At 63.0% G+C, this 24,245-nt stretch carries 21 protein-coding genes; 6 read left to right on the top strand and 15 right to left on the bottom strand.

Translation table 11 applies throughout. The features are described 5' to 3' along the window. Positions 1–146: 146 nt before the first annotated feature. Complete coding sequence (locus HED64_RS03495) at positions 147–1,499, bottom strand: MFS transporter (RefSeq protein ID WP_168150681.1); 1,353 nt, start codon at positions 1,497–1,499, stop codon at positions 147–149. 155 nt (positions 1,500–1,654) lie between these two features. On the opposite strand from HED64_RS03495, the gene HED64_RS03490 reads away from it, so the two are divergent. The 4 genes from HED64_RS03490 (at position 1,655) to HED64_RS03475 (ending at position 6,512) form a co-directional block, all read left to right on the top strand. Beyond that, positions 1,655–2,527 (top strand): shikimate dehydrogenase, encoded by an 873-nt coding sequence (locus HED64_RS03490; RefSeq protein WP_168150680.1) that lies wholly within the window; start codon positions 1,655–1,657, stop codon positions 2,525–2,527. After that, positions 2,528–4,369: a bifunctional sugar phosphate isomerase/epimerase/4-hydroxyphenylpyruvate dioxygenase family protein gene (locus HED64_RS03485; RefSeq protein ID WP_168150679.1), complete on the top strand. Its 1,842-nt coding sequence runs from the start codon at positions 2,528–2,530 to the stop codon at positions 4,367–4,369. Between the two features lie 26 nt (positions 4,370–4,395). Continuing rightward, positions 4,396–5,175 (top strand): IclR family transcriptional regulator domain-containing protein, encoded by a 780-nt coding sequence (locus HED64_RS03480; RefSeq protein ID WP_168150678.1) that lies wholly within the window; start codon positions 4,396–4,398, stop codon positions 5,173–5,175. 95 nt (positions 5,176–5,270) lie between these two features. Next, positions 5,271–6,512, top strand: coding sequence for a glycoside hydrolase family 3 N-terminal domain-containing protein (locus tag HED64_RS03475; RefSeq protein ID WP_342590640.1), 1,242 nt, complete (start codon positions 5,271–5,273; stop codon positions 6,510–6,512). Positions 6,513–6,578: 66 nt separating this feature from the next. Here the strand turns inward: HED64_RS03475 and HED64_RS03470 are convergent, their stop codons facing one another. From HED64_RS03470 to HED64_RS03415, 12 genes are all read right to left on the bottom strand, one after another. Beyond that, positions 6,579–7,232: a flavodoxin gene (locus HED64_RS03470; protein ID WP_168150677.1), complete on the bottom strand. Its 654-nt coding sequence runs from the start codon at positions 7,230–7,232 to the stop codon at positions 6,579–6,581. 30 nt (positions 7,233–7,262) lie between these two features. Next, positions 7,263–8,684 (bottom strand): MFS transporter, encoded by a 1,422-nt coding sequence (locus HED64_RS03465; RefSeq protein ID WP_168150676.1) that lies wholly within the window; start codon positions 8,682–8,684, stop codon positions 7,263–7,265. Positions 8,685–8,777: 93 nt separating this feature from the next. Beyond that, positions 8,778–9,656 carry a helix-turn-helix transcriptional regulator gene (locus HED64_RS03460; RefSeq protein ID WP_168150675.1) on the bottom strand — a complete coding sequence of 293 codons (879 nt, stop codon included), beginning with the start codon at positions 9,654–9,656 and terminating at the stop codon, positions 8,778–8,780. 74 nt (positions 9,657–9,730) lie between these two features. Continuing rightward, a complete protein-coding gene (locus HED64_RS03455; protein ID WP_210149173.1) occupies positions 9,731–10,696 on the bottom strand; it encodes a quinone oxidoreductase family protein in 966 nt (321 codons plus the stop codon). Then, positions 10,696–11,478: an SDR family oxidoreductase gene (locus tag HED64_RS03450; RefSeq protein ID WP_168150674.1), complete on the bottom strand. Its 783-nt coding sequence runs from the start codon at positions 11,476–11,478 to the stop codon at positions 10,696–10,698. Before HED64_RS03450 ends, HED64_RS03455 begins: the two co-directional genes overlap by 1 nt. A gap of 59 nt (positions 11,479–11,537) precedes the next feature. After that, the gene (locus HED64_RS03445; RefSeq protein WP_168150673.1) at positions 11,538–12,413 is read right to left on the bottom strand and encodes an aldo/keto reductase; all 876 of its coding nucleotides are present in this window, start codon (positions 12,411–12,413) and stop codon (positions 11,538–11,540) included. A gap of 22 nt (positions 12,414–12,435) precedes the next feature. Then, entirely contained in the window at positions 12,436–13,467 is a 1,032-nt protein-coding gene (locus tag HED64_RS03440) for a zinc-binding dehydrogenase (RefSeq protein WP_168150672.1), read from the bottom strand. A 150-nt stretch (positions 13,468–13,617) separates the two neighbouring features. Continuing rightward, positions 13,618–14,001 (bottom strand): nuclear transport factor 2 family protein, encoded by a 384-nt coding sequence (locus HED64_RS03435; protein WP_168150671.1) that lies wholly within the window; start codon positions 13,999–14,001, stop codon positions 13,618–13,620. Positions 14,002–14,053: 52 nt separating this feature from the next. Then, positions 14,054–15,640: a Na+/H+ antiporter gene (locus tag HED64_RS03430; protein WP_168150670.1), complete on the bottom strand. Its 1,587-nt coding sequence runs from the start codon at positions 15,638–15,640 to the stop codon at positions 14,054–14,056. A 231-nt stretch (positions 15,641–15,871) separates the two neighbouring features. Continuing rightward, positions 15,872–16,495 carry a GNAT family N-acetyltransferase gene (locus tag HED64_RS03425; protein ID WP_245325614.1) on the bottom strand — a complete coding sequence of 208 codons (624 nt, stop codon included), beginning with the start codon at positions 16,493–16,495 and terminating at the stop codon, positions 15,872–15,874. Positions 16,496–16,652: 157 nt separating this feature from the next. After that, positions 16,653–17,213 (bottom strand): Dps family protein, encoded by a 561-nt coding sequence (locus tag HED64_RS03420; protein ID WP_168150669.1) that lies wholly within the window; start codon positions 17,211–17,213, stop codon positions 16,653–16,655. A gap of 158 nt (positions 17,214–17,371) precedes the next feature. Further along, positions 17,372–17,863 (bottom strand): DUF6328 family protein, encoded by a 492-nt coding sequence (locus HED64_RS03415; RefSeq protein ID WP_168150668.1) that lies wholly within the window; start codon positions 17,861–17,863, stop codon positions 17,372–17,374. 44 nt (positions 17,864–17,907) lie between these two features. Here HED64_RS03415 and HED64_RS03410 point away from each other — a divergent pair, with 44 nt between their 5' ends. Further along, the gene (locus tag HED64_RS03410) at positions 17,908–20,541 is read left to right on the top strand and encodes an excinuclease ABC subunit UvrA (RefSeq protein WP_168150667.1); all 2,634 of its coding nucleotides are present in this window, start codon (positions 17,908–17,910) and stop codon (positions 20,539–20,541) included. Between the two features lie 40 nt (positions 20,542–20,581). Then, positions 20,582–21,733 (top strand): hypothetical protein, encoded by a 1,152-nt coding sequence (locus HED64_RS03405; RefSeq protein ID WP_168150666.1) that lies wholly within the window; start codon positions 20,582–20,584, stop codon positions 21,731–21,733. Here HED64_RS03405 and HED64_RS03400 read toward each other — a convergent pair. After that, positions 21,730–23,271: an FAD-dependent monooxygenase gene (locus HED64_RS03400; protein ID WP_210149172.1), complete on the bottom strand. Its 1,542-nt coding sequence runs from the start codon at positions 23,269–23,271 to the stop codon at positions 21,730–21,732. The genes HED64_RS03405 and HED64_RS03400 overlap by 4 nt on opposite strands. A gap of 115 nt (positions 23,272–23,386) precedes the next feature. Next, positions 23,387–24,244 (bottom strand): prenyltransferase, encoded by an 858-nt coding sequence (locus HED64_RS03395; RefSeq protein WP_168150664.1) that lies wholly within the window; start codon positions 24,242–24,244, stop codon positions 23,387–23,389. Position 24,245: the final 1 nt, after the last annotated feature.

Below are 24,245 nucleotides of genomic sequence, written 5' to 3'. Positions count from 1 at the left end.
ACGGACCTAACCGTTGGGTGAACATGAACGAAGGTGAAGCCTAGAGGTACACCAAAGATGCAGCACAAAAAGCGCGGGCCCCGGGTTCATCGTGAATGATCCCTCAGGAGCCCGCGCTTGATGTTGGTGTCCGCCGTCTAGTGAACCTAGGCGCCGGGAGCGCTTGCGACCTTGTGTGCGGTGCGGCCCAAAAGGTGCGTGGGCACCTGGTAGGTTTCCTTGGCGGTCAGTGCCGAGACCGTGGCGATCAGTGCGATCGCGGCGGTGAACAGGCTGATGACAACCCAGCCGCCGGGCTCCAACCCGCCCAGGGCCGCAACGATGGACGGGGCGAAGCCCGCCATCAAGAATCCGAGCTGGGTGCCGATGGCCAGGCCGGAGAAACGGACCTGCGAGGAGAACATCTCGGCGTAGAAGGACGGCCAGACTGCGTTGGTCGCCGCATAAGCGCAGGAGAAGACCAGCAGTGAGAGTGCGAATTGCAACACGGTGTTGCTGGTTTCCATGGAGCGCAGGTAGAAGGGCATGAGGGCCGCCGAGCCCAGCGCACCGTAGATGAACACCGGCTTGCGGCCGATCCGATCGGCCAGCTTTCCGAAGAGTGGCTGGGTGAACAGCGCGCCGATATTGCCGGCAACCACCAGCCACAGGGTGACGGATTCATCCAGGTTTCCGATGTTCTTGCCGTAGGAGATGGCCAGGGTGCCATAGACGGTGGACACCGCGGCGATGAAGGCGCAGAAGACCACGCGCAGCACATCGCGCCAGTGGAAGCGGATCAGCACGCCCAGGGGCAGCTTGGCGATCTCGTTGTTCTTCTTGGCGTTCTCGAACTCTGGGGTTTCGTGCAGCGTGCGGCGAATAAAGAAGGTAATGAGGACGACCACCGCGGAGAGCCAGAACGGGATGCGCCAGCCAATGCCGAACTTGAACTCGTCGGGCATGGCCACCACGGGGATGAAGATCAGGGCGGCAAGAATCTGCCCGCCTTGGGTGCCGGTCAGCGTCCAGGAGGTGAAGAAGGACCGGCGATTATCGGGAGCATGTTCTAGGGTCAGCGATGAGGCCCCTGCCTGCTCGCCCGCGGCGGAGAGTCCCTGCAATAGGCGTGCGAATACCAGCAGGGCCGGGGCCCACCAGCCGATCTGGTCGAAGGTAGGCAGGCAGCCGATGGCGAAGGTTGCGGCGCCCATCAGTACCAGGGTGAACATCAAGACCTTTTGCCGCCCGATCCTGTCCCCGAAGTGGCCGAGGATCACGGCACCGATGGGACGGGCGACGTAGGCGAAGCCGAAGGTTGCCAGGGACATGACGGCGGCGTTGGTCCCGGCGTCGGGGAAGAATACGTGCGGGAAAATCAGGGCGGCTGCGGCGCCGAAAATGAAGAAGTCGTAGTACTCAACGGCGCTACCCATGAAGCTGGCAAGCGCCGCCTTGACTGGCGTCCTGCCTCCGGTGCCGGGCGCTTCCTGCGCCGGCGAATGATCGGTGTTGGGCATCGGATGCTCCTAAGGTGTGGCGTGAAATCTGGGGGACGGGCACTTCTTTGTGCGCAAAGCGTACAGTTGTACGAATTCCGTACAACCATTAGAGTAGAGCTAAATCACATTCAAGACAATCCATACGAGAAATAATCTCAAGGACTGGAGCAGTCATGAGCACCACCACGCAGTCGTATCTTGTTGGCCTGATTGGTGATGGGGTCATCCCATCGCTGACTCCACCCATGCATGAGCGTGAGGGCGACGCCCACTCCTTGCGCTACCTTTACCGTCCGATCGACCTCACGATCATCGGCAAGGAAGCCACCGACGTCGGAGAGTTGTTGTCTGCCGGAGCGGCCCTGGGGTTCAACGCCTTTAACATCACCCACCCCTGCAAACAACTGGTGCTTGAACACCTAGATGAGATCAGTGATGAGGCCAAGGCGATCGGTGCGGTGAACACCGTGATCATCAAGGACGGCTCGTTCCACGGCTTTAACACCGATGCCTCGGGCTTCGCCTGGGCACTGGCCAACGGGTTGCCCGACGCCACCCTGGACACCGTACTGCAGCTAGGTGTGGGTGGGGCCGGTTCGGCCGTCGCCTACGCGCTGCTGGCCTCGGGAGTCAAGGAACTGTTCCTGGTCGATCCGGAAGCCACCCGCGCCGCGGAACGCGCCGCGACCCTATCCATGCAATTTCCCGAGTGCACGATCCTGGCCTGCGACATTGACCAGGTCCCCGTCCTGCTGCCCAAGGTGAACGGTGTACTGAACGCCAGCCCCGTGGGCATGCACCATCACCCCGGATTGCCCTTTGACATCAGCGGACTGAGTGCAGAACACTGGGTGGCCGATGTGGTCTACCGGCCCGTGGATACCGAACTCATCACCGCCGCGAAGGCCCTTGGCTGCCGCACACTAGATGGCGGGAACATGGCGGTGGGTCAGGCAGTTGACGCCTTCGAAATCATCACCGGCATCACCCCGGATACCGCACGCATGCATGCCCACCTGCTGGAAATGCTGGAGGCCGGTCTCTAAATGCGCACCTCCATCGCCACCGTCTGCATTTCCGGCACGCTTGAGCAAAAGATGCTGGCCTGCGCCAAGGCCGGATTTGACGGCATCGAGATCTTCGAGCAAGACCTCACCGTCTCGCCCATGTCGCCCGAGGAAGTTCTGGCCCTGGCCAACCGACTCGGCCTGAGCCTGGACCTCTTCCAACCCTTCCGCGACTTTGAGGGTGTTGACGAGAACACCTTCGTCGCCAACTTGGCCCGTGCCGAAGCCAAATTCCAGCTCATGAACCGCCTGGGTATCAGCACCATGCTCCTGTGCTCGAACGTGGGCACGGCAACCATCAATGACGATGAACTTTTTGTCACACAGATTCGCGCACTGGGCGAATTGGCCGCCGGCTATGGAGTAAAAATTGCTTACGAGGCCCTGGCCTGGGGCACCTTTGTTAACACCTACGGGCACTCCTGGCGCATTGTTCAAAAGGTGAACCACCCCAATGTGGGGCTCTGCCTTGATTCCTTCCACATCCTCTCCCGAGGAGATGACCCCGCGGGAATCGCGGCGATCCCGGCGGAAAAGATCTTCTTCGTCCAGCTGGCCGATGCCCCGGTACTCTCCATGGACATCCTCTCCTGGTCGCGCCACTACCGGGTGTTCCCCGGCGAGGGTGCCTTCGAACTCGACGCCTTCATGGGGCATCTGGTGCGCTCGGGTTATGACGGAATCGTCTCGCTGGAAATCTTCAACGATGTCTTCCGCCAGTCCAATGTGGAGCGCACCGCCGTGGATGGGATGCGTTCGCTAATCTGGCTTCAAGACAAAACCGCAACGCTGCTGGGCGCCGGCGCGACCACCTACCCGCTGGGTATTTCCGCGCTGCCCGGTGCCCAAGAGGCCTCCGGATTCGACTACGCGGAAATCCGCACCGAGGATCCCGAAGCGGTGGCCGGAATGCTGGCCCAGCTGGGCTTCAGCTTCCGCGGCCAGCACCGCCGCAAGCCGGTCACGCTGTGGAGTGCGGGGAACGCACGGATCATCATCAACACCCAGCGCAGCCGCGGAATTACCGCCGAGGTCTCCGGCTTTGGCATCCAGGTTCCGGACGCGACACTGGGCACGATGCGTGCCACAGCGCTGAAGGCACCGGTGGTGCCACGCCACCACACCGTGGGTGAGCAACCGCTGCACGGCTTCACCGCACCGGATGCCACCGAGGTCTTTTTCGGGACCACCGCCACCGAACCGGCCTGGACCGCGGAATTTGGTGACGGCTCCGCGCTGAGCGATACCGGGTCCATCACCGGCATTGACCACATCAACCTAGCCCAGCCGTGGCAGGCCTTTGATGAATCGGTGCTCTTTTATACCTCCACACTGAACCTCGCCGCCCGCCCCGGCACCGAGGTTCCCAGCCCCATGGGCCTGGTGCGCTCCCAGGTGCTGCGCACCACGGACGGTGCGGTACGGCTGGCGCTGAACATCGTGCCGCACGGACTAGAAGGCACCGGCGATCGCGCCCCGAGTTATCCCGAGCATATTGCTGTGCACACCGATGACATTATTTCGCTGGCTCGGCAGGCCGTGGCGGCGGGCATGGAATTCTTGCCCGTGCCCAACAACTACTATGAAGACTTGGCGGCGCGGTTCGCACTGAGCGGGGAGACCCTCGTGCAGTTGCAGGAACTGAACCTGCTGTATGACCGCGACGAACATGGCGAATTCCTGCATTTTTATACCGAAACGGTAGGCTCGATGTTCCTTGAGGTTGTTCAGCGTCGCGGAGGCTATGACGGTTATGGGGCACCGAATGCACCGGTGCGTCTGGCCGCCCAATTCGAGCGCAACCGTTTGACCACGTATTAGCAACAAACAAGGGGACGAGTGGGGCCATGGCCGAGCAGCCTGATTACTATGTGAAATCGGCGGAAAAGACGCTGGCGGTGTTGCTGGCCTTTGACGCTGCGCATCCGCTGCTGACGGTGACGCAGGTGGCCGAGGCCATCACCGTCTCGCGGGCTGCGGCCCGCCGTTTCCTGCTCACCCTGGTGGATCTGGGATACCTAGAAACCGACGGCAACGCCTTCCGGCAGACCCCGCGGGTGCTGGACATTGGGGCTTCTTACCTCTCCGGACTCACGCTGCCGCAGGTTGCCCGCCCGCACTTGCAATCCCTGGCCGTCGAGCTCGCCGAGACCACCGCGCTGTGCGTGCTTGATGACCAGGACATCCTCTACGTGGAGCGCATCGCCGCCCCGCGCATGCACTCGATGAACGTGAGCATCGGCAACCGACTCCCGGCCTGGGCCACCTCCATGGGCCGGGTGCTGGTCGCCGAACTGCCGGAGATGGCACGCGAGGAATTTTTGCGCAAGACCAAGCTGACCCACTTCACCGCCAAGACGGTGTCAAGCATCGATGAGCTGCGTACCGAACTGGACGCCGTGCGGGCCCAGGGCTGGTCGCTGGTCGCGCAGGAACTTGACGAGGGGTTGCGTGGGTTGGCGGTTCCCGTTTACCGCGGCGCGCAACTACTGGGTGCGCTGAATGTCTCGGTGCAGCCAGGGCGCATCGGTTCGACCTCGATCACCGATGAGATGCTGCCGCTGATGCGTCGGGTCGCCCAAGACATTGCCGATGACTTCGGTGGTCGCACCGCTGCGCGGACGTAAGTAGCGCAGAGAACGGACGAGCGCACCACCGTGCTCCACGGGAATATCCGATCGGCTTTTTCGGGTTAAAACACTCGGTGGGGGAATAGACTGGCGTGAGTTTCCGTCGAATCGAGGCGTTCGCCATGCGCGGGCATTCCACCGTCAATCCTTTTGCCGTAACACGTCTGGCACTGCTACTGGTGCTCGTCGTGGCCACCACTGCCTCACCACTGGGGCCACCTTCGGCGGCCCAGCGCCCGGAGAGTCCTTCGGCCCCCGTGAGCGCACCGCTTGAACGCACGGCCGTGAACATTTCGGCGCTAACCCCCACCCAGACACTGAAAACGCTGAGTCTTGAGCAGCGCGTGGGTCAGGTGCTGATGATGGGTCTTCCGGCCACCGGGGCCAGCGCCACGGACCTATCGATCCTCACCAAGTACAAGGTGGGCAACGTTTTTCTTAAGGGCCGTAGTTATGCGGGAGTCACCATCACCAAATCCGTGGTCAACAAGCTCAACGCCACCGTGTCGCTGAGCAGCACCGGTGGTCAAAAGCGCTTCATCGCCACGGATCAGGAAGGCGGCTACGTCCAGGTTCTTCAGGGGACAGGTTTCTCCGACATGCCCACGGCCCTGCACCAGGGCACGTGGTCAACCACAACGTTGCGTTCCAAGGCCACAGCGTGGGCCAAGCAGCTGCACTCCGCAGGACTCAACGTGAATCTGGCGCCGGTCGCCGACACCGTCCCCTCCGCCGAGTTTGCGCCCTACAACTCGCCCATCGGCTACTGGCACCGCGAGTTCGGCTACACCTCCTGGAGCGTCGCAGATGATGTTGGTGCCTTCGTGGCGGGAATGCGTGCCGGCGGCATCGCGCCGGTGGCCAAGCATTTCCCCGGTTTGGGCAGGGTCACCAAGAACACCGATACCTCCTCCAACGTTAAAGACACCATCACCACGCGCTATAGCGTCTACCGCCGCCCCTTCATCCGGGCCATTGCTGGGGGAACCCGCTGGGTGATGATCTCCAACGCGATTTATACCCAAATCGAACCGAACCGTGTTGGGCCATATTCCTCCATCATCATGAAGTCCATGCTGCGCCACGATTTGGGCTTCACCGGGATCGTGATCTCCGATGACATGTGCAACGCCAAGCAACTCGCCGCCTGGAGTTATGCCTCGCGCGCCAGGGCCTTCTTTAACGCCGGTGGCACCATGATGCTCTGCGTGAATGCCGCGGAGATCCCCACCATTCACAAGTCCATGGTGGCTCTGGCCAAGTCCAGTCCAAGCTTCCGGGCCAAGATCGATGCCGCCGCCCTGGAGGTACTGCAGACCCGCGCCGGGCAGTAACCGCCAAGGCCTGACACTCGGCAGAAGTGCGTGGGCGTTGGTGCCGGGTGCACCGCGAGCTAACGGCTACGTGCCGAGTCCGGATTGACGTAACCATGCCTCGATCGCCGGTGCGGACTCGGCGACCAGCTCACCGCGCACGGCTAACCCGGTGCGGACCTCAGCAGTTGGCAGCGACGCGCGGTACTCAGCTTCGACGCTACCCATGCCACTGACGGCGTAGCTAACAAACGGCAGGACGGTCTTGCCGCTGAGATCGACCGCGTCAAGGAACGTGGAAAGGATCATCGGTGCCCGCACGTTCCAGACCGGGCTGCCGAGCAATACCGTGGTGTAGCGGCCGAGCTCCGGCAGCGGGCCGGCAATGGCCGGCCGAGCGTTGGTGTTTTGTTCCTCGGCATTGCGCTTCACGGTGTTGTCGTACGACTCGGGGTAGGGCTCGGCCTCAAGGATCCGGTACACATCGGTCTTGATCCGATCCCGGATCATCATCGCCAAAACCTCGGTATTGCCCACCTGAAGATCGCGCCGTCCGCCGTTGTAGTAATTTTCGCCGGCTCGCGAAAAATAGACCACCAGCGTTGTGGCGCCGGTTTCATCCTTCGGCCGTGTGTTGGGCAACGGCTCGTCAGCTGCGCAACCGCTCAGCGCGCCCAACAGCGCTCCGCCGCCGACCAGCGCGGTGCCAAGTACGGCCCGTCGATTCACGTTTTTGGCCATACGAAGTATCCGATCCATTAGTTGGAGTGACTACGCGGTGCGCTGCTTGCGGGCGGCCAGCTCGGCCGGGAGGACCAGCACCAGCGCGGAAGCCAGTGCCATGACCATCATCAGGCTGCCGCCCGCGTAGGCGTCAGCCACCCTGCCGGCCAGGCTGCTGGCGCCGGCGGCGACGGACGTTAACACCGCGACGCCCAGCGTGCTGCCCAGCTGGTGGGCGGTGTTGACCAGCCCGGATGCCGCGCCAGCGTCCTGCGGCAGGGCCCCGGAGATTCCGGCGGAGGTCAACGGGCCAAAGGCCAGCCCCTGCCCCAACCCGATGACCAGCAGGGGGCCCACCATCCCCACGAGGTAGGAGGTCTCCGCACCGATCTGGGCAATCCACAGCATTCCGCTCAGCACCAGCGCGAAGCCCACCGTAAGCACCGGGGCATGACCGAATTTGGGCACCAAGCGTGAAACCGCCAGTGAGGCAACGAACTGGATCACTGTCATCGGAAGGAAACCGAGACCTGCCTGAAGCGGGGTAAAGCCATAAACGCCCTGGAAGAATTGCGTGGTGAAAAAGAAGAAGCCGATCATGGTGCCGGCAAAGAGCAACCGCGAAATGGCCGCCCCACTACGTTCCCGGCTGCGGAAGAGCCGCAACGGCAGGATCGGCTGGTTAACCCGCCATTCGTTGAGTACAAAGACCACAAGAACCAGCGCTGCAAGCACCAGTGATCCGATGGTTAACGGAGCCAGGAAGCCCTGTTCGGAAACATTGATGATCCCGTAGACCAGGGCGCCCATCCCAATCGTTGAGGTCAGCGCGCCCACCACATCAAAACGCCCACGCGCGGTGGGGAACCTGGGCAGGAACTTGGCCGAGGCGGTGATCATGAGGATGGCGATCGGGACGTTGATAAAAAATCCTGCACGCCAGGAGATCGCGCCGGCTAGGGCGCCCCCGGCCACCAGACCGAGGCTAGCCCCGAGCCCTGCGGTGGTCCCATAGGCGGCAATCGCGCGGGAGCGCTGTGGGCTGGCCGGGAACAATGCGGTGATTAACGACAGGGATGCCGGAGCAACGATGGCGGCGCCAATGCCCTGAAGGGCACGGGCCGCGATGATCCAGGTCGCATTCTGGGCGGTGCCGACCAACAACGAGGCCACGGCAAAAAGTACCAAACCCACCACAAAGACTCGTTGGCGCCCCAACAGGTCTCCCACCCGAGCCCCGAGCAGCAACAGCCCGCCAAAGACCAAGGTGTAGGCGTTTTGCACCCAAGCCATGGCCGCCGGTGAGAGATCCATACTCGTGCGGATCTGCGGAAGACCGGTGAAGATGATCGAGTTGTCCAGCACGATCATGAAGTAGCTCACGAGCACGATCGCCAGGATCATGCCACTGTGCGCCGGGGCGGCGGGGGTGGTGCCGAGTGGCTGCGCCGATGTTGTTGTTGATTCCATAAACACCAGTTCACCGGGCGGGCGAAAGTTCAGGAAGTCTCTGATGTTCCGGGTATTGCCAGTACCTCTCTGAGATACAAGGCAGCGCTGAACCTACTGGGTGGCTTCGGCGTGCTCCTGCCGATGTGTCGCGGCCCAGATGGAAAGCAGGCGCAGGCGTTCCTCGGTCACCGAGCCGGGTTCGGCACCGTAAACGATCAGGGCTTGTCCGCTATCGGCCGGCAAGTCCATGACCTCAAAACTCAAATCCAGATCACCGACCATGCTGTGGTGCAGTGCCTTGGATCCGGTGTCGTGATACCGCACATCGTGGGCGGCCCAGAGTGTGGCGAACTCGCGGCTCTGCGTGCAGAGCTCACCGATCAGCTCCTGAAGTGATTGATCGTGCGGGTCACGCCCGACCTCGGTGCGCAGGTTCGCCACAATGTCTGCCGCTGCCTGATCCCAATCTCGGAAGAACTCCCGGGCACCACGATTCAGGAAGAGGTAGCGCACGGTGTTGATCGTGCCATCCGGGGCTGGCTGTGCATACAGCTCGGAGTACAGGGCACGTCCCAGGTCGTTAGCGGCCAAAAGATCCCGGCGATTATTGCGCACAAATGCCGGGGCCTCCGCCAGACCGTCCACCACGCGCTGCACCGCTGGCCGCACGACGGACGATACGGTGCGTCGGCGTCCGGGCTTGATGGTGGCCATATTGGATGCCAGGTGGAAAAGGTGTTCCCGCTCCGGCTCGTTCAGTTGCAGCGCCTGGGCCAGGGCATGGAGCACACTTTCGGAGACGCTGCCGAAATTGCCGCGCTCGAGCTTTGTATAGTAGTCAACGCTCACCCCGGCAAGCATCGCCACTTCTTCGCGACGCAGGCCGGCGACGCGGCGGTTGCCACCGTAGGCCGGCAGCTTCGCCTGCTGCGGGGTGATCTTCGCACGGCGCGAAGATAAGAACTCTCGTATTTCATCGCGTGGATCCATAACATCCAACGTTACGCCGTCGCGATGCACCTAAAGAGGCCCTGACAGTACCTCCCCACCGCGGGTGTAAGGCCCTAAACCATGCGCAATACGATCTTTCCCATCGCCTGACCGCTGCCCAGCCGTTCCAGGGCCGCGGCCGCCGAGGCGAGTGGCACCACGCTATCAACCACCGCCGTGAACCGGCCCGTGGCCAGGGCGGGAAGTACCTGGGAGGCGAGGTCGCCAAGCAGGTCCCCAATGACCTCCGGCGGTGTGAAACCGTAGGAAACTGCGTGCAACGTGACCCGGTGGCGGGCGAGTGCAAACAGATCCACCGTTGCCATGGAGCCGCTCAACCGGCCAACACTGATCACCTTCCCGCCATTGCTGGTGGCCGGAATCGTTGCAGCGATCATGTCTGCGCCTACGTGGTCAAGCACCGCGGTGGCACCCCGACCATTAGTGACCGCCAACACCGTGGAAACCACGTCTTGCTCGAGGGTGTTGATGACAATATCGGCACCCAGTTGTTCCAGCAATTCACGCTTGTGTGCCGAGCGCGTCGTGGCGATCACCGGTGTAACACCGCGCAACCGGGCCAGCTGCACACCGATCAGTCCAATGCCGGAGGAGGCGGCGGTGATCAGCACCGAATCACCCGGGCCGATACCCGCCACGGACAGGGCGCCGGACTCGGTCAGCAGGGCAGTGGGAAGTGATGCGGCGTCCTCGAAGGACAGCGCGTCGGGCAGCGTGATGACGTGGCGGTGGTGGACGCTCACGTATTGGGCAAAGGCAGCGGGCGCGGTACCCGCGACGCGCGTCCCGATCAGGGAAGGATCCAGATCCGCCCCGGCGTCGATGACCTCACCGGCAAATTCGTAACCGGCGATGCGTTCAGCCCCGCTGCGGTCTAGGTCGGCGTTGTTCAGTGCCACCGCTCGGGTCCGCACCAGCAGCTGGTCGGCCCCGGGTGCGGGAATCGGGCGGAGAGCGGGGCGCAGCGTGCGATCGTCTCCGGTTAACAAAACGTCCATCGTGCCCAACGACATTGGCATTATGCGCTCGCCTTGCGCAGCGTGTCTAGGTCCCGGCGTACCCGCTCGGGTTCGGATCCCAGCGGCATGTTCTCGCGGTCCCGCACCCCGTCGAAGGACCCGTTTCGATCCTTCAGCGCGGCTTCAAAGAGGGGAGTCAGATCCGCCGGGGCAGCGCCGTGCTCGGCCACCAACTCAACTGTCACGTTCTGTGCTGCAGTACTGGAGAGACTATCGATGAGCACGCGGGCAATCTGGTGCCGGGCAATGACGCCGTCGGCGGGACTGCCGGCCCGACGATCATCACCCTGAAGCAGGGTGATGGCCAACTGGTTCTCCTCGTTGTAGTCAAACCATCCCGGACGCACGATGGTGTAGCTGTTGCCGCTGGCGCGCACCAATCGTTCGCCGCGGCGCTTCCAATCGTGGGTACCGCCAGGAACCGTCACGCCGATGGAGGTCATCAAGGCAATACGCACCCGCCGACCGTTGAGTGCTGTCAACACGTTCTTCACCGCGCCGTAGTCAACGGCTTCGGCGGCCTTGGCATCACCGTAGGCTGACCCGTGGGTGAAGATGACCGCATCGACGCCTGCCAGTGCCGCATTCAGGCTCTCTGGAAGGGTCAGCTCACCCACCACCAGCTGGGCCGCTTGATCGAGGCGACTGGCCCGTGAGGCATCACGGACGAGGGCGCGCGTTTCATACCCCTGGTTTATGGCCTCGGCCACCGCGTGACGGCCCACGCTGCCGGTGGCCCCGATGACCAGGACGGTGCCGATCTTCGCTGCGTTGTGTTCCATGGTGCTTATTCCTTTGGTGTTCGTGATGGTTGGCCGGTGATCCGCGCGGCTATGGTGGCTCAAGCCTCGGGAATGTCTCGGCCGAAGGTTTCGAGGGTGATCGATTCGGGGGCCGGACCGCCGCGTACACCGGTTTCGAGGGTGCCCATGATCAGCATCTGCTCCGGAGTCAGTTCGAAGTCAAAAACATCAAAGTTTTCCTTGATGCGCTCGGGGCGTACCGACTTGGGGATGACCGAATGGCCGAGCTGTAACTGCCAACGCAGCATGATCTGTGCGGCAGATTTGCCGTGAGCCTCGGCAACGGACAGGATCACCGGATCAGTGAACGTGCTCTTCTGGCCATCTCCGCGATAGGAGGTGATGCCGCCGATCGGCGACCAAGCCTGGGTGAGGATGCCGGACTCCGCGTTCGCCGCGCGCACCTCGGGCTGGGAGAAGTAAGGGTGCACCTCGATCTGGTTGACGGTAGGCACGATGCTGGTGGCCTCACGCAGCTCTGCCAGATGATGTGGCATGAAATTGCTGACGCCGATGGCCCGCACACGGCCGTCGCTGTGCAGCTGCTCGAGGGCCCTGTACGCGGCGATCGTCTTGTCGAATTCGCCGGGAAGTGCCTGGTGCAAGATGAACAGGTCCAGCGTTTCAACGCCGAGCTTGGCGGCGCTCTTATCGAACGCGTGCAGGGTTTCAGCAAAGCCGTAGTCGCTGATCCAGACCTTGGTCTCGATGAAGATCTCCGAGCGCGGGATTCCGGAGCGCCGGATGCCCTCTCCGACCTCGCGCTCGTTGGCGTACGCGGCCGCGGTGTCGATGTGGCGGTAGCCGACCTCGAGGGCCGTCGCGACGGCATCGGTGGTGGTCTCGGGTGGGGTTTGGAAAACGCCGAGCCCGATGGCGGGCATGGAGACACCGTTGTTCAGGGTGATGTTCATTGTTTTTTCCTTTTCCTCGGAGTTAGGGGCGGACAAGTACTTTGAGGGCTTCGCGGGCGGCCATGGCCGCATATCCGGCGGGAACCTCGTCCAGGGTGATGGTGCGATCAAAGACCTTGCCGGGGTTGATGCTTCCGTCAAGGACGAGCGGCAGCAGCTCATCGATGTAGGCGCGGGCGGGTGCCACACCTCCGGTGAGGGTGATGTTGCGCATGAATTCGCCGAAGCCCAGCGGCACCGTGGAGAACTGTGGTGCCCCGACGCGGCTGATGGTGCCGCCGTCGCGCACCGCTCCGATGGCCATCTCGAGGGCGGGTGCCAAGCCCACTGCCTCGAGCACCACGTGGGTCCCATCGCCGTTGGTTAGTTCCCGCATCTTTTTGATGCCGGCTTCGCCGCGCTCGGGAACCACGTCGGTGGCACCAAACTCGCGGCCAAGGTTGGTACGGGACTCATGTCGGCCCATCAAGATGATGCGTCCTGCACCCATGAGCTTCGCCGAGATGACTGCGCACAGTCCCACCGCTCCGTCGCCGATCACGGTGACCCACTGACCGGGGACGATGCGGGCCTTGGCGGCCGCGTGGTATCCGGTGGCCATGACATCGGAGAGTGCCAGCAGGGAGGGGAGCAACGCCACATCGAAACCGGCCGGAACCTTCACCAGGGTTCCGTCGGCCTGTGGGACGCGGGCCATTTCGCCCTGGCCGCCGTCCGCGGACCCGCCCCAGTGTGCGCCGTTACGGCAGGAGGTCTGCAGTCCCTCACTGCAGAAATCGCAGCTGCCGCAGGAGGCAACAAACGGTGCGATGACGAAGTCACCCACCGCCAGGGACGTAACAGCGGAGCCGAGTTCGGTGATCACGCCAACGAACTCATGTCCCATCCGGGAGCCTTCGACGCTCGCGGGTCGCGAGGCGTAGGGCCACAAGTCGCTACCGCAGATGCAGCCGGCGGTGATGCGCACGATCGCGTCGGTGGGTTCGGTGATGGTGGGGTTGTCTACTGTTTCTATGCGTACATCGCCGGCTCCGTACATTAGTGCTGCTCGCATGTTCCAACTCATTTCTGCTTGTTTGATCCTTGGCTTCCAGTCAATACCGTCTCGTGTCGTTGGGGGAGTCCCCGCTATTCCGGGTACTGGCAGAGCCCCCTTTGCCCGCGCGGTACATCCTTGAGCGTAGAGCTCGGAACGTTGTGGGGCTCAGTACGTGGTGGCGCGGGAGAACGCTGGTTCCCAGTTGCCGCCCCGCAGGGCGAAGGTGGTGCGCATCTTCAGCGGCCAGATCGCTTGTGAGCCCCAAATGGTGGCGTCAACGAGGTTTCTGGCAACCAGCTCGGCGCGTGTCCCGTTCACGCTCACGCTCACTTCCTCTTCGGTGATGAGGTGGTAGCTCATCTGTCCCGAGCCAATATGCTCCAGCCACTCGGCCTTGGACTGCTCATAACCGGTGATATGTACCAGGACGAAGCCGTCGGCCAACAAATCGTTAAGCCCGTCGGTGTCGCCCGCAACCATCAACCGGTTTTCTTCGGCGTTGACGGCGCGGATGGCGGCTTCCGCCGCATCGGTATTCGGCTGTGTCATCGTTTCATTTCCGTTCGTACGGGCCACGGAATGATCCGTGGCCACGGTGGTTTTACTCCGTGAGGTCTTCCGGTGCCAATCGGAGTTCCTCGGCATCCATGGTGCTTTGGAGTTGGCGCAGCACCGTGTCGTCGATGTGTTCCTCGTTGCGCAGTCGCACCATGGTGGCCCGCTTGTTCTCGAGGACGGCCAAACGCAGTGCCGTGTATTGCTGGTGGTGGCGCAACTCTTCCTCGGCCTCGACAAGACCTGCTCCCGCGTCTAGAACTCGCAGGTGGGTTGCGTATTCCTGGCGAAGCCGTTCGGTGACTGGCGCTTCGGTGTTCAGCTGCGCGGCAAGGCGATCAATGTCCATCAGCACTTCTTCGGCCGCGGTTCGCTGGGCCAGCAGCTTCTCCTGCTCGATCGCGGTGTCCCGGGCCAGGGCCGCCCAGCGCAGTACCAGCGGCAGCAGGATGCCCTGCACCACGATGGTCACCACGATGACGCCGGCCGTGACGAAGACCAACATGTCGCGCTCGGGGAAGGGCTCCCCGGAGGAGAGCAGTAGCGGAACACCGAGTGCCGCGGCCAGGGATACGGCGCCGCGGAATCCACAGAGTCCGCTGACGATTCGGGCCCGGTAGCTCATCCGCCGCAGGCGTTGAGCCGGGCGTCGATCGAGCAGGCGGATCAATTGCGTGCTGGTAAAGAGGAAGACGATGCGCACCACGATCAATGCGACGGAAACCAACGCGATCAGCAGCAATCCACGAATAATCAACGGAGCTTCCAGAGCTCGTATGGCGGCCTGCAGTTCTAGGCCCACCAACACAAATAGCGAGGCGTTCAGCAGGTAGGTGGCCAGTGACCAGAAACCGTCTGACTGTCGTCGTGTTCCGGCGCGGGCTCGACGCGGTGCCGCCTGACTCATGATTAGTCCGGCGGTCACCACCGCCAGTACTCCCGAGGCCTCGATCATTTCCGCCAGGAGGTAGGCCAGGAACGGGGTCAGGATGCTCAGCACGGTTTCCTGCACCGGATGATCCAACCTGGCGCGCGTCTTGAGGACCAACCACGCCAGCGCGGAACCGACGAGGATTCCGCCGCCGTAGGCCAGCAGCACCAGCCAGGAGATGTGTGCCGTGGTGATCGCTTCTTGACCGAGGGTGAAGGTGACAGCGATGCCATAGATCACCAGGGCAGTGCCGTCGTTAATCAAGGACTCGGCGCGCAACAGGGTCACGTTGCGCCGCGGCAGGCTGCGGGTCAATGCACCGACGGCCGTCGCATCGGTGGGAGCTAGTGCCGCACCCAGGACCCAGGCCGGACCCCATGGCATCCCAAGGAAATGGGCGATCACCGCCACCACGCCGGCGGTGGCCACCACCAGTAGCGTGCTGGTCATCACGATGCCACGAAAGTTCGCACGAATCTCACGCAGTGAGGTGGTCAGGGATTCCCAAAACAACAGGGCAGGCAGGAAGAGGAAAAGCACCACCTCCGGGGGCAGCGACACCTCACGCAACACCGGCACAAATCCCAGCAATACCCCGCCAATCAGCAATATCACCGGCGGGGCCACCCGCAGAGAATGGGCAAGACCTGTGCCAACAAAAATGGTGACACCCAGAATCACAACGATCTCTAATCCGAACATGGGGAGGCCTTTCATGTGGAGGGGGAGTGAAGCCCCGAATCAAATTCGGAGAACTTCATCGGCCCCCAACCATCACGTGGTCATTTCCATAGGAACACGCCAGTGGCGCGCAGCGGAAGGCTCTGCTTATACCGGTACCCGCACTACCTCTTTATGACGCTGCAACGTGCCAACGGCCCGGGAACTGGCAGCACTGCGCGCACCGAGCGTGGAGTGTTCTTAGGTCTGTGCCTAAAAGTTGATCCGCATGACCAGCCGACGGGGTGTCGGATGGCTGACCTCGCTAAATCCCGCGTCGGCAAAGATGGAGAGGCTGCCCACGTACATCTCTCCCCACATCGCTGCCTTACCCTCGGGCAAAAGTATCGGGTAGCCCTCCAGTGCGCTGGCTCCGCGCTCTCGGGCAAAGTCCACCGCAGCGGGGACCATGGCCCGGCTGATACCCCTGCGCCTGTAGCCGGTACGCGTGACAAAACAGACCAAGGCCCACACGCCCTCATCGTCCGGATCTTCCTCGCGCCCGCTCCACGGGATACGTGAGGTGCGCAAACGAGGGTAGGCGGTGCGGGGCTCAATCGCGCACCAGCCAACCGGCTCATCCTCCAGATATCCGACCAGCCCGCTGGTGGCCGCGGCCCGCGGATTTCCGCACGCGGTCGCAACGCGCAAGCGCTCGGTCCGCTCCTCATCGGTGAGGGCTGCAAAGCTCTTTCCGGGATTTTGGAACCACTGGCATTGGCAGTGCCCGGGCTCGCCCCGGGTGCCGAAGATCAGCCCCAGCTCCTCGCTGCTGGCCTGATTGGCAGGAACTATGCGCAGGGCAGCGGCCATGGTGGTCGCGGGGATCGGTTCCATACCTGTGTTCTCCTGCCGGGGTCCGGGTGCGTGCCGTTGAGCCGTGGGTCCTTCCGGTGTTGAGACTGCCACCGCGGCGCGGGGCGGTCAAGAGCATAAAGAAGGGGCACGGAAGAGTGTGCTCTTCCGTGCCCCTTGGCAGCCGATATGGCCGGTATTACTTGGCCTTTTTGGCCGCAGCTTTTTCGGTGCGGGTGTCCTTGTTGGCCAATTCGCCCTCGTTGTTTTCCAGATGCGAGCGCATGAACCACTGGAATTGCTCCAGCTCACCGGTCTGGCCAATGAGGATGTCCTCGGTGATCGGGTCCAGCTTTCCGACCTCCTCGATGGTTTTGCGCATCGCGGTGATGATCCCGGTGTAGACCAGATCGAGCGCGGCGAGGTGTTCGGTGGTGCTGGCCCGGCCGATCTCGTAGTCGTCCCACGCTCGTGCCGCAACCAGGGCACCGGGCAAACCATTAGGTGCCACACCCATGGTTGCCATGCGTTCGGCCAGTGCGTCGATCATGGCGCGGACCAGATCGATTTGCGGGTCAAGCATTTCGTGGACGCCAATGAAGTCGCGTCCCACCACATTCCAGTGTGCGTGCTTGAGCGTGAGTTGTAGGTCGTTGAATGCGTGGATCCGCATCTGCAGAGCGCTCGCAACCTCGTGGCCGTTGCTCAGGCTCAGTCCCGGAACCGTGAATCCTGCTGTGTTTGGTGTTTTTGCTGCCATTTCGGCCTCCTCGATCTTCGACTGCTGGAGTCGTGCGTGGATACTCCTGTAATGAAGCTGTGCCAGAAACGTATCACGCACCGAAGGCGAAACGCCCGGGGATTTCGCGAAGAGAAAACATTGCGCCGGTGATGCCGCTCAAGTTTACGGAGCGCAGTTTATTGATCCGGAAGCGTTGAACGAGGGGTGACGATCCGCGGCAGGATCAGCAGCAGGAAGAGGGCAGCGGCCATGAGGATGCCGCCGACGATCAGGCCCGTTAGCCAGCCGTGCAGCACCTGGAGGACAAACCAGACGCACCCTGCCACCAGCACCCCCACGCCCACAACAACCACCCGAGAAATGTTGTGGCCCAGGTGGACGGTGGTGGCCTTGAGCTGCTGCCCGAAGAAGTGCCGGTGCACCGCCACCGGTGTGATAAGCAGCAGAATCACCAGCGCCGAGGCGACCAGCAAAGCCAGATAGAACCGTTCATCGGGAACCTCTAGGGTGTCGAAGCGGGACTGGAAGGGCAGGACCACCAGAAAAGCCGCAAGGATCTGCGCACCGGTTTGCATCACGCGCATTTCTTGGAGCAACTCGTTCCATTTACGGTGCAGCTCCTCGTCGTTGTCCTCGGTTTTCTGAGTGGTGCTGTTGTGCTTGGCCATGACTGCTCCTCGTGCCGGGAATGGTTTGTTAAAAACATAAGGGGATGCAGCCGTGCAGGTGGCGGCAACAGGCCGTACGGCGATGCCGAATCGGTCACTCGGGTGGAATTGATGCGAGCGCCGGGCCTAGGGTGGATAAGGTGAACAGCTATACGCAGGACACCGAATACACACCGATTCCCAGCACTCATGACGGATTTGTTCATGTGCGAGGCGCGAATGAGAACAACTTGCGGGACGTGGAGGTGCGCATCCCCCGTGATGCCATCGTGGCGTTCACCGGGGTCTCCGGTTCGGGGAAATCCTCGCTGGCCTTCGGCACCATTTTTGCCGAGGCGCAGCGCAGATTCCTGGAATCCGTGGCACCCTATGCCCGCCGGCTGATCGCCCAGGGTCATACGCCGAAGGTCGAGTTCATCTCCGGCCTGCCGCCGGCGGTTGCTCTTCAGCAGCGCCGTGGCACCGCCAGCTCCCGCTCCACCGTGGGCACGCTGACCACGCTGTCGAACTCGGTGCGAATGCTCTTTTCCCGCGCTGGCGATTACCCCCAGGGTGCGCCGCGGTTGGAATCGGATTCGTTCTCACCAAACACCGCCGTCGGTGCCTGCCCGATATGCCACGGTCTGGGCATTTCCCATGCCGTCACCGAGGATTCTCTGGTCCCGGATGCGAACTTGAGCATCCGTGAGGGGGCGATCGCCGCGTGGCCGGGAGCCTGGCAGGGCAAAAACCTGCGCGACATCACCTCGCATCTGGGCTACGACGTGGATGTGCCTTTCCGCCAGTTGCCCAAGAAAGAACGCGATTGGCTGCTGTTCACCGAGGAACAGCCGGTGGTTGAGGTGACGCCCGAACGTGACAGGGTGGCAAAACCCTACAAGGGTCGATTCTGGAGCGCCCGGCGCTACGTCCTGCACACCGTGGCCGAGTCCAAGTCCGCATCGATGAGGGCCAAGGCACTGCAGTTCATGCACACCGGGCCCTGCCCAGAATGTGCTGGGACAGGTTTTCGCCCCGACGCGCTGGCCGTCACCTGTGCGGGGCTCAACATTGCCGAGTTCAACGCGACCGCCCTCGACGGCCTGGCCGTGCTGCTGCGCCCGCTGGCCGAGGCCCGGAACAAGGAATCCGGGGGTATGAGCGGTGAGGTGGCAGCCTCGATCGCCACAGATTTATTGGAGCGCATCACGGTGCTCACCGGCCTCGGCCTGGGTTACCTGAGCCTTGACCGGGGTACTCCCACGCTGTCGCCGGGCGAAATGCAGCGCCTGCGCATCGCCACCCAGCTCCGTTCGGGTCTCTTTGGGGTGATCTACGTGCTCGACGAACCCTCCGCCGGCCTGCACCCCGCCGACGCCCAACCACTGCTTGAGGTGCTTGAGGCACTGAAAGCAGGTGGCAACTCGGTCTTTGTGGTGGAACACAATATGGACGTGGTCGCCCGCGCAGACTGGATCATTGATGTGGGTCCCGGGGCCGGCGCGGGAGGCGGCAAGGTGCTCTACAGCGGACCGGTGGCTGGGCTCGCGGACGTCAACGAGTCGGTGACCCGGCAGTTCCTGGAGCCCCGCGACTCAGCCAACGAACCGCGAACACCCCGCGTGGCCGAGAAATGGCTCGAGCTGGACGGCATCAGGCTGCACAACCTGGTGGGCCTGGATGCGCGGTTCCCACTGGGGGTGCTCACCGCCGTCACCGGCGTCTCCGGATCCGGCAAGTCCTCCCTGGTCAGCCAGGCACTGGCAGTGGGCCTCAGGGACCAGTTGCGCGCCGGCGGGTCAGTCACCAGCAGTGAGCCCACCGAAGCCGATGGCACGGATCCGGACACCGAAATGGCGCGGGCAACACTTGGTGAGGTCCGTGGGGCGCAGCGGATCGATCGGATCGTGGCCATGGACCAAAAGCCCATCGGGCGCACCCCGCGCTCGAATCTTGCCACCTATACCGGCCTCTTTGACGCCGTGCGCAAGGCATTCGCCCAGACGCCGCTGGCCCTCGAGCGCGGTTATGGCGCCGGTCGGTTCTCCTTTAACGTCGCCGGCGGGCGCTGCGAGACGTGCCTGGGCGAGGGGTACCTGGAAGTGGAACTCCTCTTCCTGCCCGGAAGTTATGGTCCCTGCCCGCAGTGTCACGGCTCGCGCTATAACCCCGAGACCCTCGAGGTCAGCTATGCGGGCAAGAACATCGCCGAGGTGCTGGAGCTGAGCGTTGATGACGCTGCAGAATTCTTGGCCGAGATCCCTGCTGCGGCGCGTTCGCTGCAGACGCTGCGCGATGTGGGCCTGGGTTATCTCTCCCTGGGCCAACCGGCACCCGAGCTTTCCGGAGGTGAGGCCCAGCGCATTAAGTTGGCCACCGAGCTGCAGCGCGCCCGGCGCGGGCACACGCTCTACCTGCTCGATGAGCCCACCACCGGCCTGCACCCGGCGGATGTGGCCCTACTTCTGCAACAACTGCACCGCTTGGTCCAGGAGTCCAACACCGTGGTGGTCGTTGAGCACCATATGGATGTGGTGGCTGCCGCCGACTGGGTCATCGATCTGGGCCCCGCCGGGGGAGATCAGGGCGGAAAGATCATCGCCACCGGGACACCTCGGGAATTGGCGCTGAACCCGACATCCAAGACCGCACCCTACCTCGCCCGACGCCTGGGGTTGGCGGGATCCAACCCGGTCTAGCCGGCGAGCGCGGGGAGATAAGGATGGCAGAATCAAAGGCGTGGAAAATCAACCCGTACCGCGATACCCCCTAGCGCCTCCCGAGGTGCAGCTTCGCACCGAAAGCTGGGCCCTGTGGGTGGGACTTGGCGCCACGGTACTCGGCGGCTTGGTGGGGCTGATCGCCTTCGCCGGATATCGACCGGATCTCTCCGGGACACGTTCGGTGGCCGTGACCGCCGCGGTACTGGCCGCGATCGCCGCCACCGGTGGCAGTGTGCTGGGTTATGTGCAGTTTTTGGCCAAGAGCCAGCAGTGGCTATCGGAACTGCCGATCTACCGGCAGATCACCAATGCGGTGGCCCTGGTGATCCTGCATGGTGCGATGTCCTCCATGGCAGCGCTGGTGAGCTTCCGGATCATCCAGAACGCGTTTTTAGGTCTCACCGTTGATAGTTATGCGGCGGCGTTGATGGTCGGTGTCTGTGCGGGTATCAGCGGGTACATAGCACTGGTCTCCGCCGCACGGATGAGCGCCCAATCTCTGTCTACCCTGCTGGCGGTATTCATGGCCACCGGAGTGTTCATCTCCATGCAGGCGGCGGAGAACCCCTATTGGTGGCAGTCGATGTTCTCCGCACTGGGCACCCGGGCCGCCGGGCCCACTTCCTTTTGGACCTTTAACTTCACCCTGGTGATCTCCGGGCTGGTGCTCTCGATGCTCACCGCATTTATCGTCCGGGATGTGGGCCTCTTGGCCAGTATCCGTGACGAGTATGCCGATGTGATCGGAAAACCACGAGCCACCATCATCCGGCCCAGACCGCTGGTGGTGCGTATCTGCCTGTTGGGCCTCGGGCTCTGTGTCATCTTTATTGGCTTGATCCCGGTGAGTCTCTCGCCCACGGTGCATTCGGGGGTGGTGCGCATCGCGGCGGGATTCATTGTGGTGCTCCTGGTGGGTGCGGCACTCTGGCTCCCGGGATTCCCCGCCATCTTCCACCTGCTGTCCTTTGCCTGTTTCCTGGGGCTGGTGGGCGCAGCCCTGCTCTGGCAGCCGCTGGCCTACTACAACCTCACGGCCTTTGAACTGGCGGTGGTGGGCATCGTCTTCGGCTGGTTGGTGGTGTTCATCCGCACCACCGCCGCGGCGCTCGCCGTGAAGGAGAAGGAACTCTTTGACGTGCTGGCGGCCAGAAGCTCGGCGCTCTAGGCGCTGGCCACTTCGAAGTGGGCCACAAACATATCCGGGCGCACCAGTAGCACCGAACCATCGGGTAGCGAACGCTTGGGGGCCGGCGCAAACTCGTGCAACGGCACCGAGTATTCATCGGCCAACGTCTGACCGCGCTTTCTGCCCAGCGGCCCGTAGACGTGGACCTGCCAGCTCGCGTCGTTGAGCACCTCGAAGTTATCCGGATACTCCCCGCTGCGATTGGGCACCCAGGGAAGTCGGCGGCCCAGCACCGCGCCGCGTCGTCGGGTTCTGGCGAAGCCGGTGGCCAAGGTGGCGCGGTCCGCTGCGCCGTCGTCCATCCAATAGTGGATACGGATCTGCGAGAGGTAGCCGAAGGCCCGGCGTCCCGCGGGGATCCGCCCCATCAGGCGGATGGCAATCGGCCAGATCATGGGCAACAGCCGGGTGCGTACCAAGCGGGCCAGGGTGGTGTTGGCTGTTGCCGCGGCGAAGAGCTTGTCGGTGGTGGCCACCAGGCGTAGGGCCACCGGGCGTCGTTCGGCCTCATAGCGCGCCAGATAGGACTCCGGCATGCGCCCGGTCAGGACGTCGGCGAGCTTGCACACCAGATTGTGGGCGTCCTGCAATCCGGTATTCATGCCCTGCGCGCCGATGGGTGAATGAATGTGGGCGGCGTCCCCGGTCAGGAAGACTCGACCCTTGGCGAAGTGCTCGGCCACCCGGTGGTGCACCCGGTAGGTAGTAAACCACGCGGCCGAGGAATAGCGAATGCCAAATTCTTCGCGCAGGTTATTTCGGGCGCGGTCCTCATCGATGTCGGGCCTCTGGGACGCGGTGGCAGGATCGTGCAGGATACCGAGCAGACGGCGGCGTTGTGCCCCATCGGCACCCGGGCCCATGGGGAAACCGAGCATGAAGTTCTCTTCGGAGAAGCGCAGATTGATGCCCGATCCGGTGCCGGTGACCCCTTGGGCGTCAAGGACGTAAAAGACCTCGTCGTTGGTGTTGCCTTCGAAATTGATGTCCAGAGATTCACGGACGGGGGAGGCCGCCCCATCCGCGGCGATCACGTAGCTCGCGGTGATATCCACCGGGCCGTTGGGCCCGGTGCACTTGATGAGCAGATGTTCCCCGGTGTCCTGGAGTGAATCAAAGCCGTGTCCCCAGAGGACTTCGTGGCCGCCGGCAGCCAACTGTTCGGAGAGTAATTCTTCATTGGCGCTTTGTTCCAGCATGGTCAGCCCGGCATAGGCCGTCTGAGAGTAGCCGAGTCGGTTGAGCTTGATGCTCTTGAAACTGCGCGCTCCAATGCCGGGGCGCAGCTCACCGGCGGGCACGGCACGCTCCTTGACCTTCTCTGCCAGCCCCAGCTGCCGGTAGATCTCCATGCTGCGGGCCTGTAGCGCCAGCGCGCGCGATTCGCGGGTGGGGCCGGACTTCGGGTCAATCACCAGGGCGGGGATCCCGAATTTTTGTAACCAGGCCCCTGCCATGAGTCCCGTGGGACCTGCGCCGATAACCAAAACGTCTGTGTGAAGTAGCGTCGCGTCCATGGTTCTCACGCTACGCCCGAAAGCTGTGCAAATCACCGGTGTACGCCGAGTGGCGGGTAATCATGGGGCAAATTCCGGGTCCTGTGGATTTCTAGGGTTAGGGGCACGAGCGGATTTAGCGGCCCAGAACGTAGAAGATTAGCAGCATGGTCACCAGGAACCCCGTGAGGTAGTTCAACCAGAGGAAGCGCCGCCATCCGGTGTTGGCTTCGGCGGAATTCTCGTTGGTCAACCGCGCGTAGGGCAGCACATTGGCAATGTAGGGCAGCGCCAGGGCCGCGGCCAGCGGGCCGGGCCAATCGGTACTCAACAGCAGTAGACCGGCACAGAGATAGGCGGCGGCTGCGAAGCGGACGGTCCATTTGGCACCGAGCACCGTGCCGATGGAGCCCAGGGATGCGGCGCGGTCGGGCACGATGTCTTGCACCGCACCGAAGGCATGCGAGGCCATGCCCCAGAGGAAGAAGGCCAGCAGGATCGCGACCGCGGCGAAATCCAGGTGCGCCCCGGCCAACACCAGGCCGTAGAGCGCGGGGGAGACAAAGTGTGTGCTGGAGGTCAGCGAGTCTAGGAAGGGGCGCTCCTTAAAACGCAACTTCGGGGCACTGTAGGCGAAGACCGCCGCCATGGAGGCCAAGAGCACCAGGTTCGCTTGCCAGGAACCTGCCACCCCCAGCACCACCAGGAACGGGACGCAGAGCACCGCGCAGGCCAGCAGGATTCCCCGGTGTCTGCTTCGATCCACCACCGCGCCCTCCGCCCCGCCCTTGCGCGGGTTCAACAGGTCCGATTCGTAGTCAAAGACGTCGTTGATCCCGTACATGGCCAGGTTATACGGGATGAGGAAGAATAGGGTTCCCACAAGCCAGATCCAGTCGATCCGCCCCGACGCTAGTAGATAGGCGGCGGCAAAGGGGTAGGCGGTGTTGACCCAGGAGATGGGTCGGGACGTCAACAAGAGTTCGCGCAGCATT

The sequence above is a fragment of the Paeniglutamicibacter terrestris genome (genome assembly GCF_012271785.1).
In the GTDB taxonomy this organism is placed as follows: domain Bacteria; phylum Actinomycetota; class Actinomycetes; order Actinomycetales; family Micrococcaceae; genus Paeniglutamicibacter; species Paeniglutamicibacter terrestris.
Note: the sequence above shows the minus strand (reverse complement) of the source record. Positions and strands in the feature narration are given on the sequence as shown.

Coding starts and splice junctions, on each gene's coding strand:
- HED64_RS03445 (WP_168150673.1), bottom strand. CDS start 12,413: ATGAACATCACCCTGAACAACGGTGTCTCCATGCCCGCCATCGGGCTC.
- HED64_RS03485 (WP_168150679.1), top strand. CDS start 2,528: ATGCGCACCTCCATCGCCACCGTCTGCATTTCCGGCACGCTTGAGCAA.
- HED64_RS03495 (WP_168150681.1), bottom strand. CDS start 1,499: ATGCCCAACACCGATCATTCGCCGGCGCAGGAAGCGCCCGGCACCGGA.
- HED64_RS03460 (WP_168150675.1), bottom strand. CDS start 9,656: ATGGATCCACGCGATGAAATACGAGAGTTCTTATCTTCGCGCCGTGCG.
- HED64_RS03400 (WP_210149172.1), bottom strand. CDS start 23,271: ATGGACGCGACGCTACTTCACACAGACGTTTTGGTTATCGGCGCAGGT.
- HED64_RS03415 (WP_168150668.1), bottom strand. CDS start 17,863: ATGGCCAAGCACAACAGCACCACTCAGAAAACCGAGGACAACGACGAG.
- HED64_RS03420 (WP_168150669.1), bottom strand. CDS start 17,213: ATGGCAGCAAAAACACCAAACACAGCAGGATTCACGGTTCCGGGACTG.
- HED64_RS03395 (WP_168150664.1), bottom strand. CDS start 24,244: ATGCTGCGCGAACTCTTGTTGACGTCCCGACCCATCTCCTGGGTCAAC.
- HED64_RS03490 (WP_168150680.1), top strand. CDS start 1,655: ATGAGCACCACCACGCAGTCGTATCTTGTTGGCCTGATTGGTGATGGG.
- HED64_RS03455 (WP_210149173.1), bottom strand. CDS start 10,696: ATGCCAATGTCGTTGGGCACGATGGACGTTTTGTTAACCGGAGACGAT.
- HED64_RS03480 (WP_168150678.1), top strand. CDS start 4,396: ATGGCCGAGCAGCCTGATTACTATGTGAAATCGGCGGAAAAGACGCTG.
- HED64_RS03430 (WP_168150670.1), bottom strand. CDS start 15,640: ATGTTCGGATTAGAGATCGTTGTGATTCTGGGTGTCACCATTTTTGTT.
- HED64_RS03450 (WP_168150674.1), bottom strand. CDS start 11,478: ATGGAACACAACGCAGCGAAGATCGGCACCGTCCTGGTCATCGGGGCC.
- HED64_RS03435 (WP_168150671.1), bottom strand. CDS start 14,001: ATGACACAGCCGAATACCGATGCGGCGGAAGCCGCCATCCGCGCCGTC.
- HED64_RS03440 (WP_168150672.1), bottom strand. CDS start 13,467: ATGCGAGCAGCACTAATGTACGGAGCCGGCGATGTACGCATAGAAACA.
- HED64_RS03465 (WP_168150676.1), bottom strand. CDS start 8,684: ATGGAATCAACAACAACATCGGCGCAGCCACTCGGCACCACCCCCGCC.
- HED64_RS03470 (WP_168150677.1), bottom strand. CDS start 7,232: ATGGCCAAAAACGTGAATCGACGGGCCGTACTTGGCACCGCGCTGGTC.
- HED64_RS03410 (WP_168150667.1), top strand. CDS start 17,908: ATGCAGCCGTGCAGGTGGCGGCAACAGGCCGTACGGCGATGCCGAATC.
- HED64_RS03425 (WP_245325614.1), bottom strand. CDS start 16,495: ATGGAACCGATCCCCGCGACCACCATGGCCGCTGCCCTGCGCATAGTT.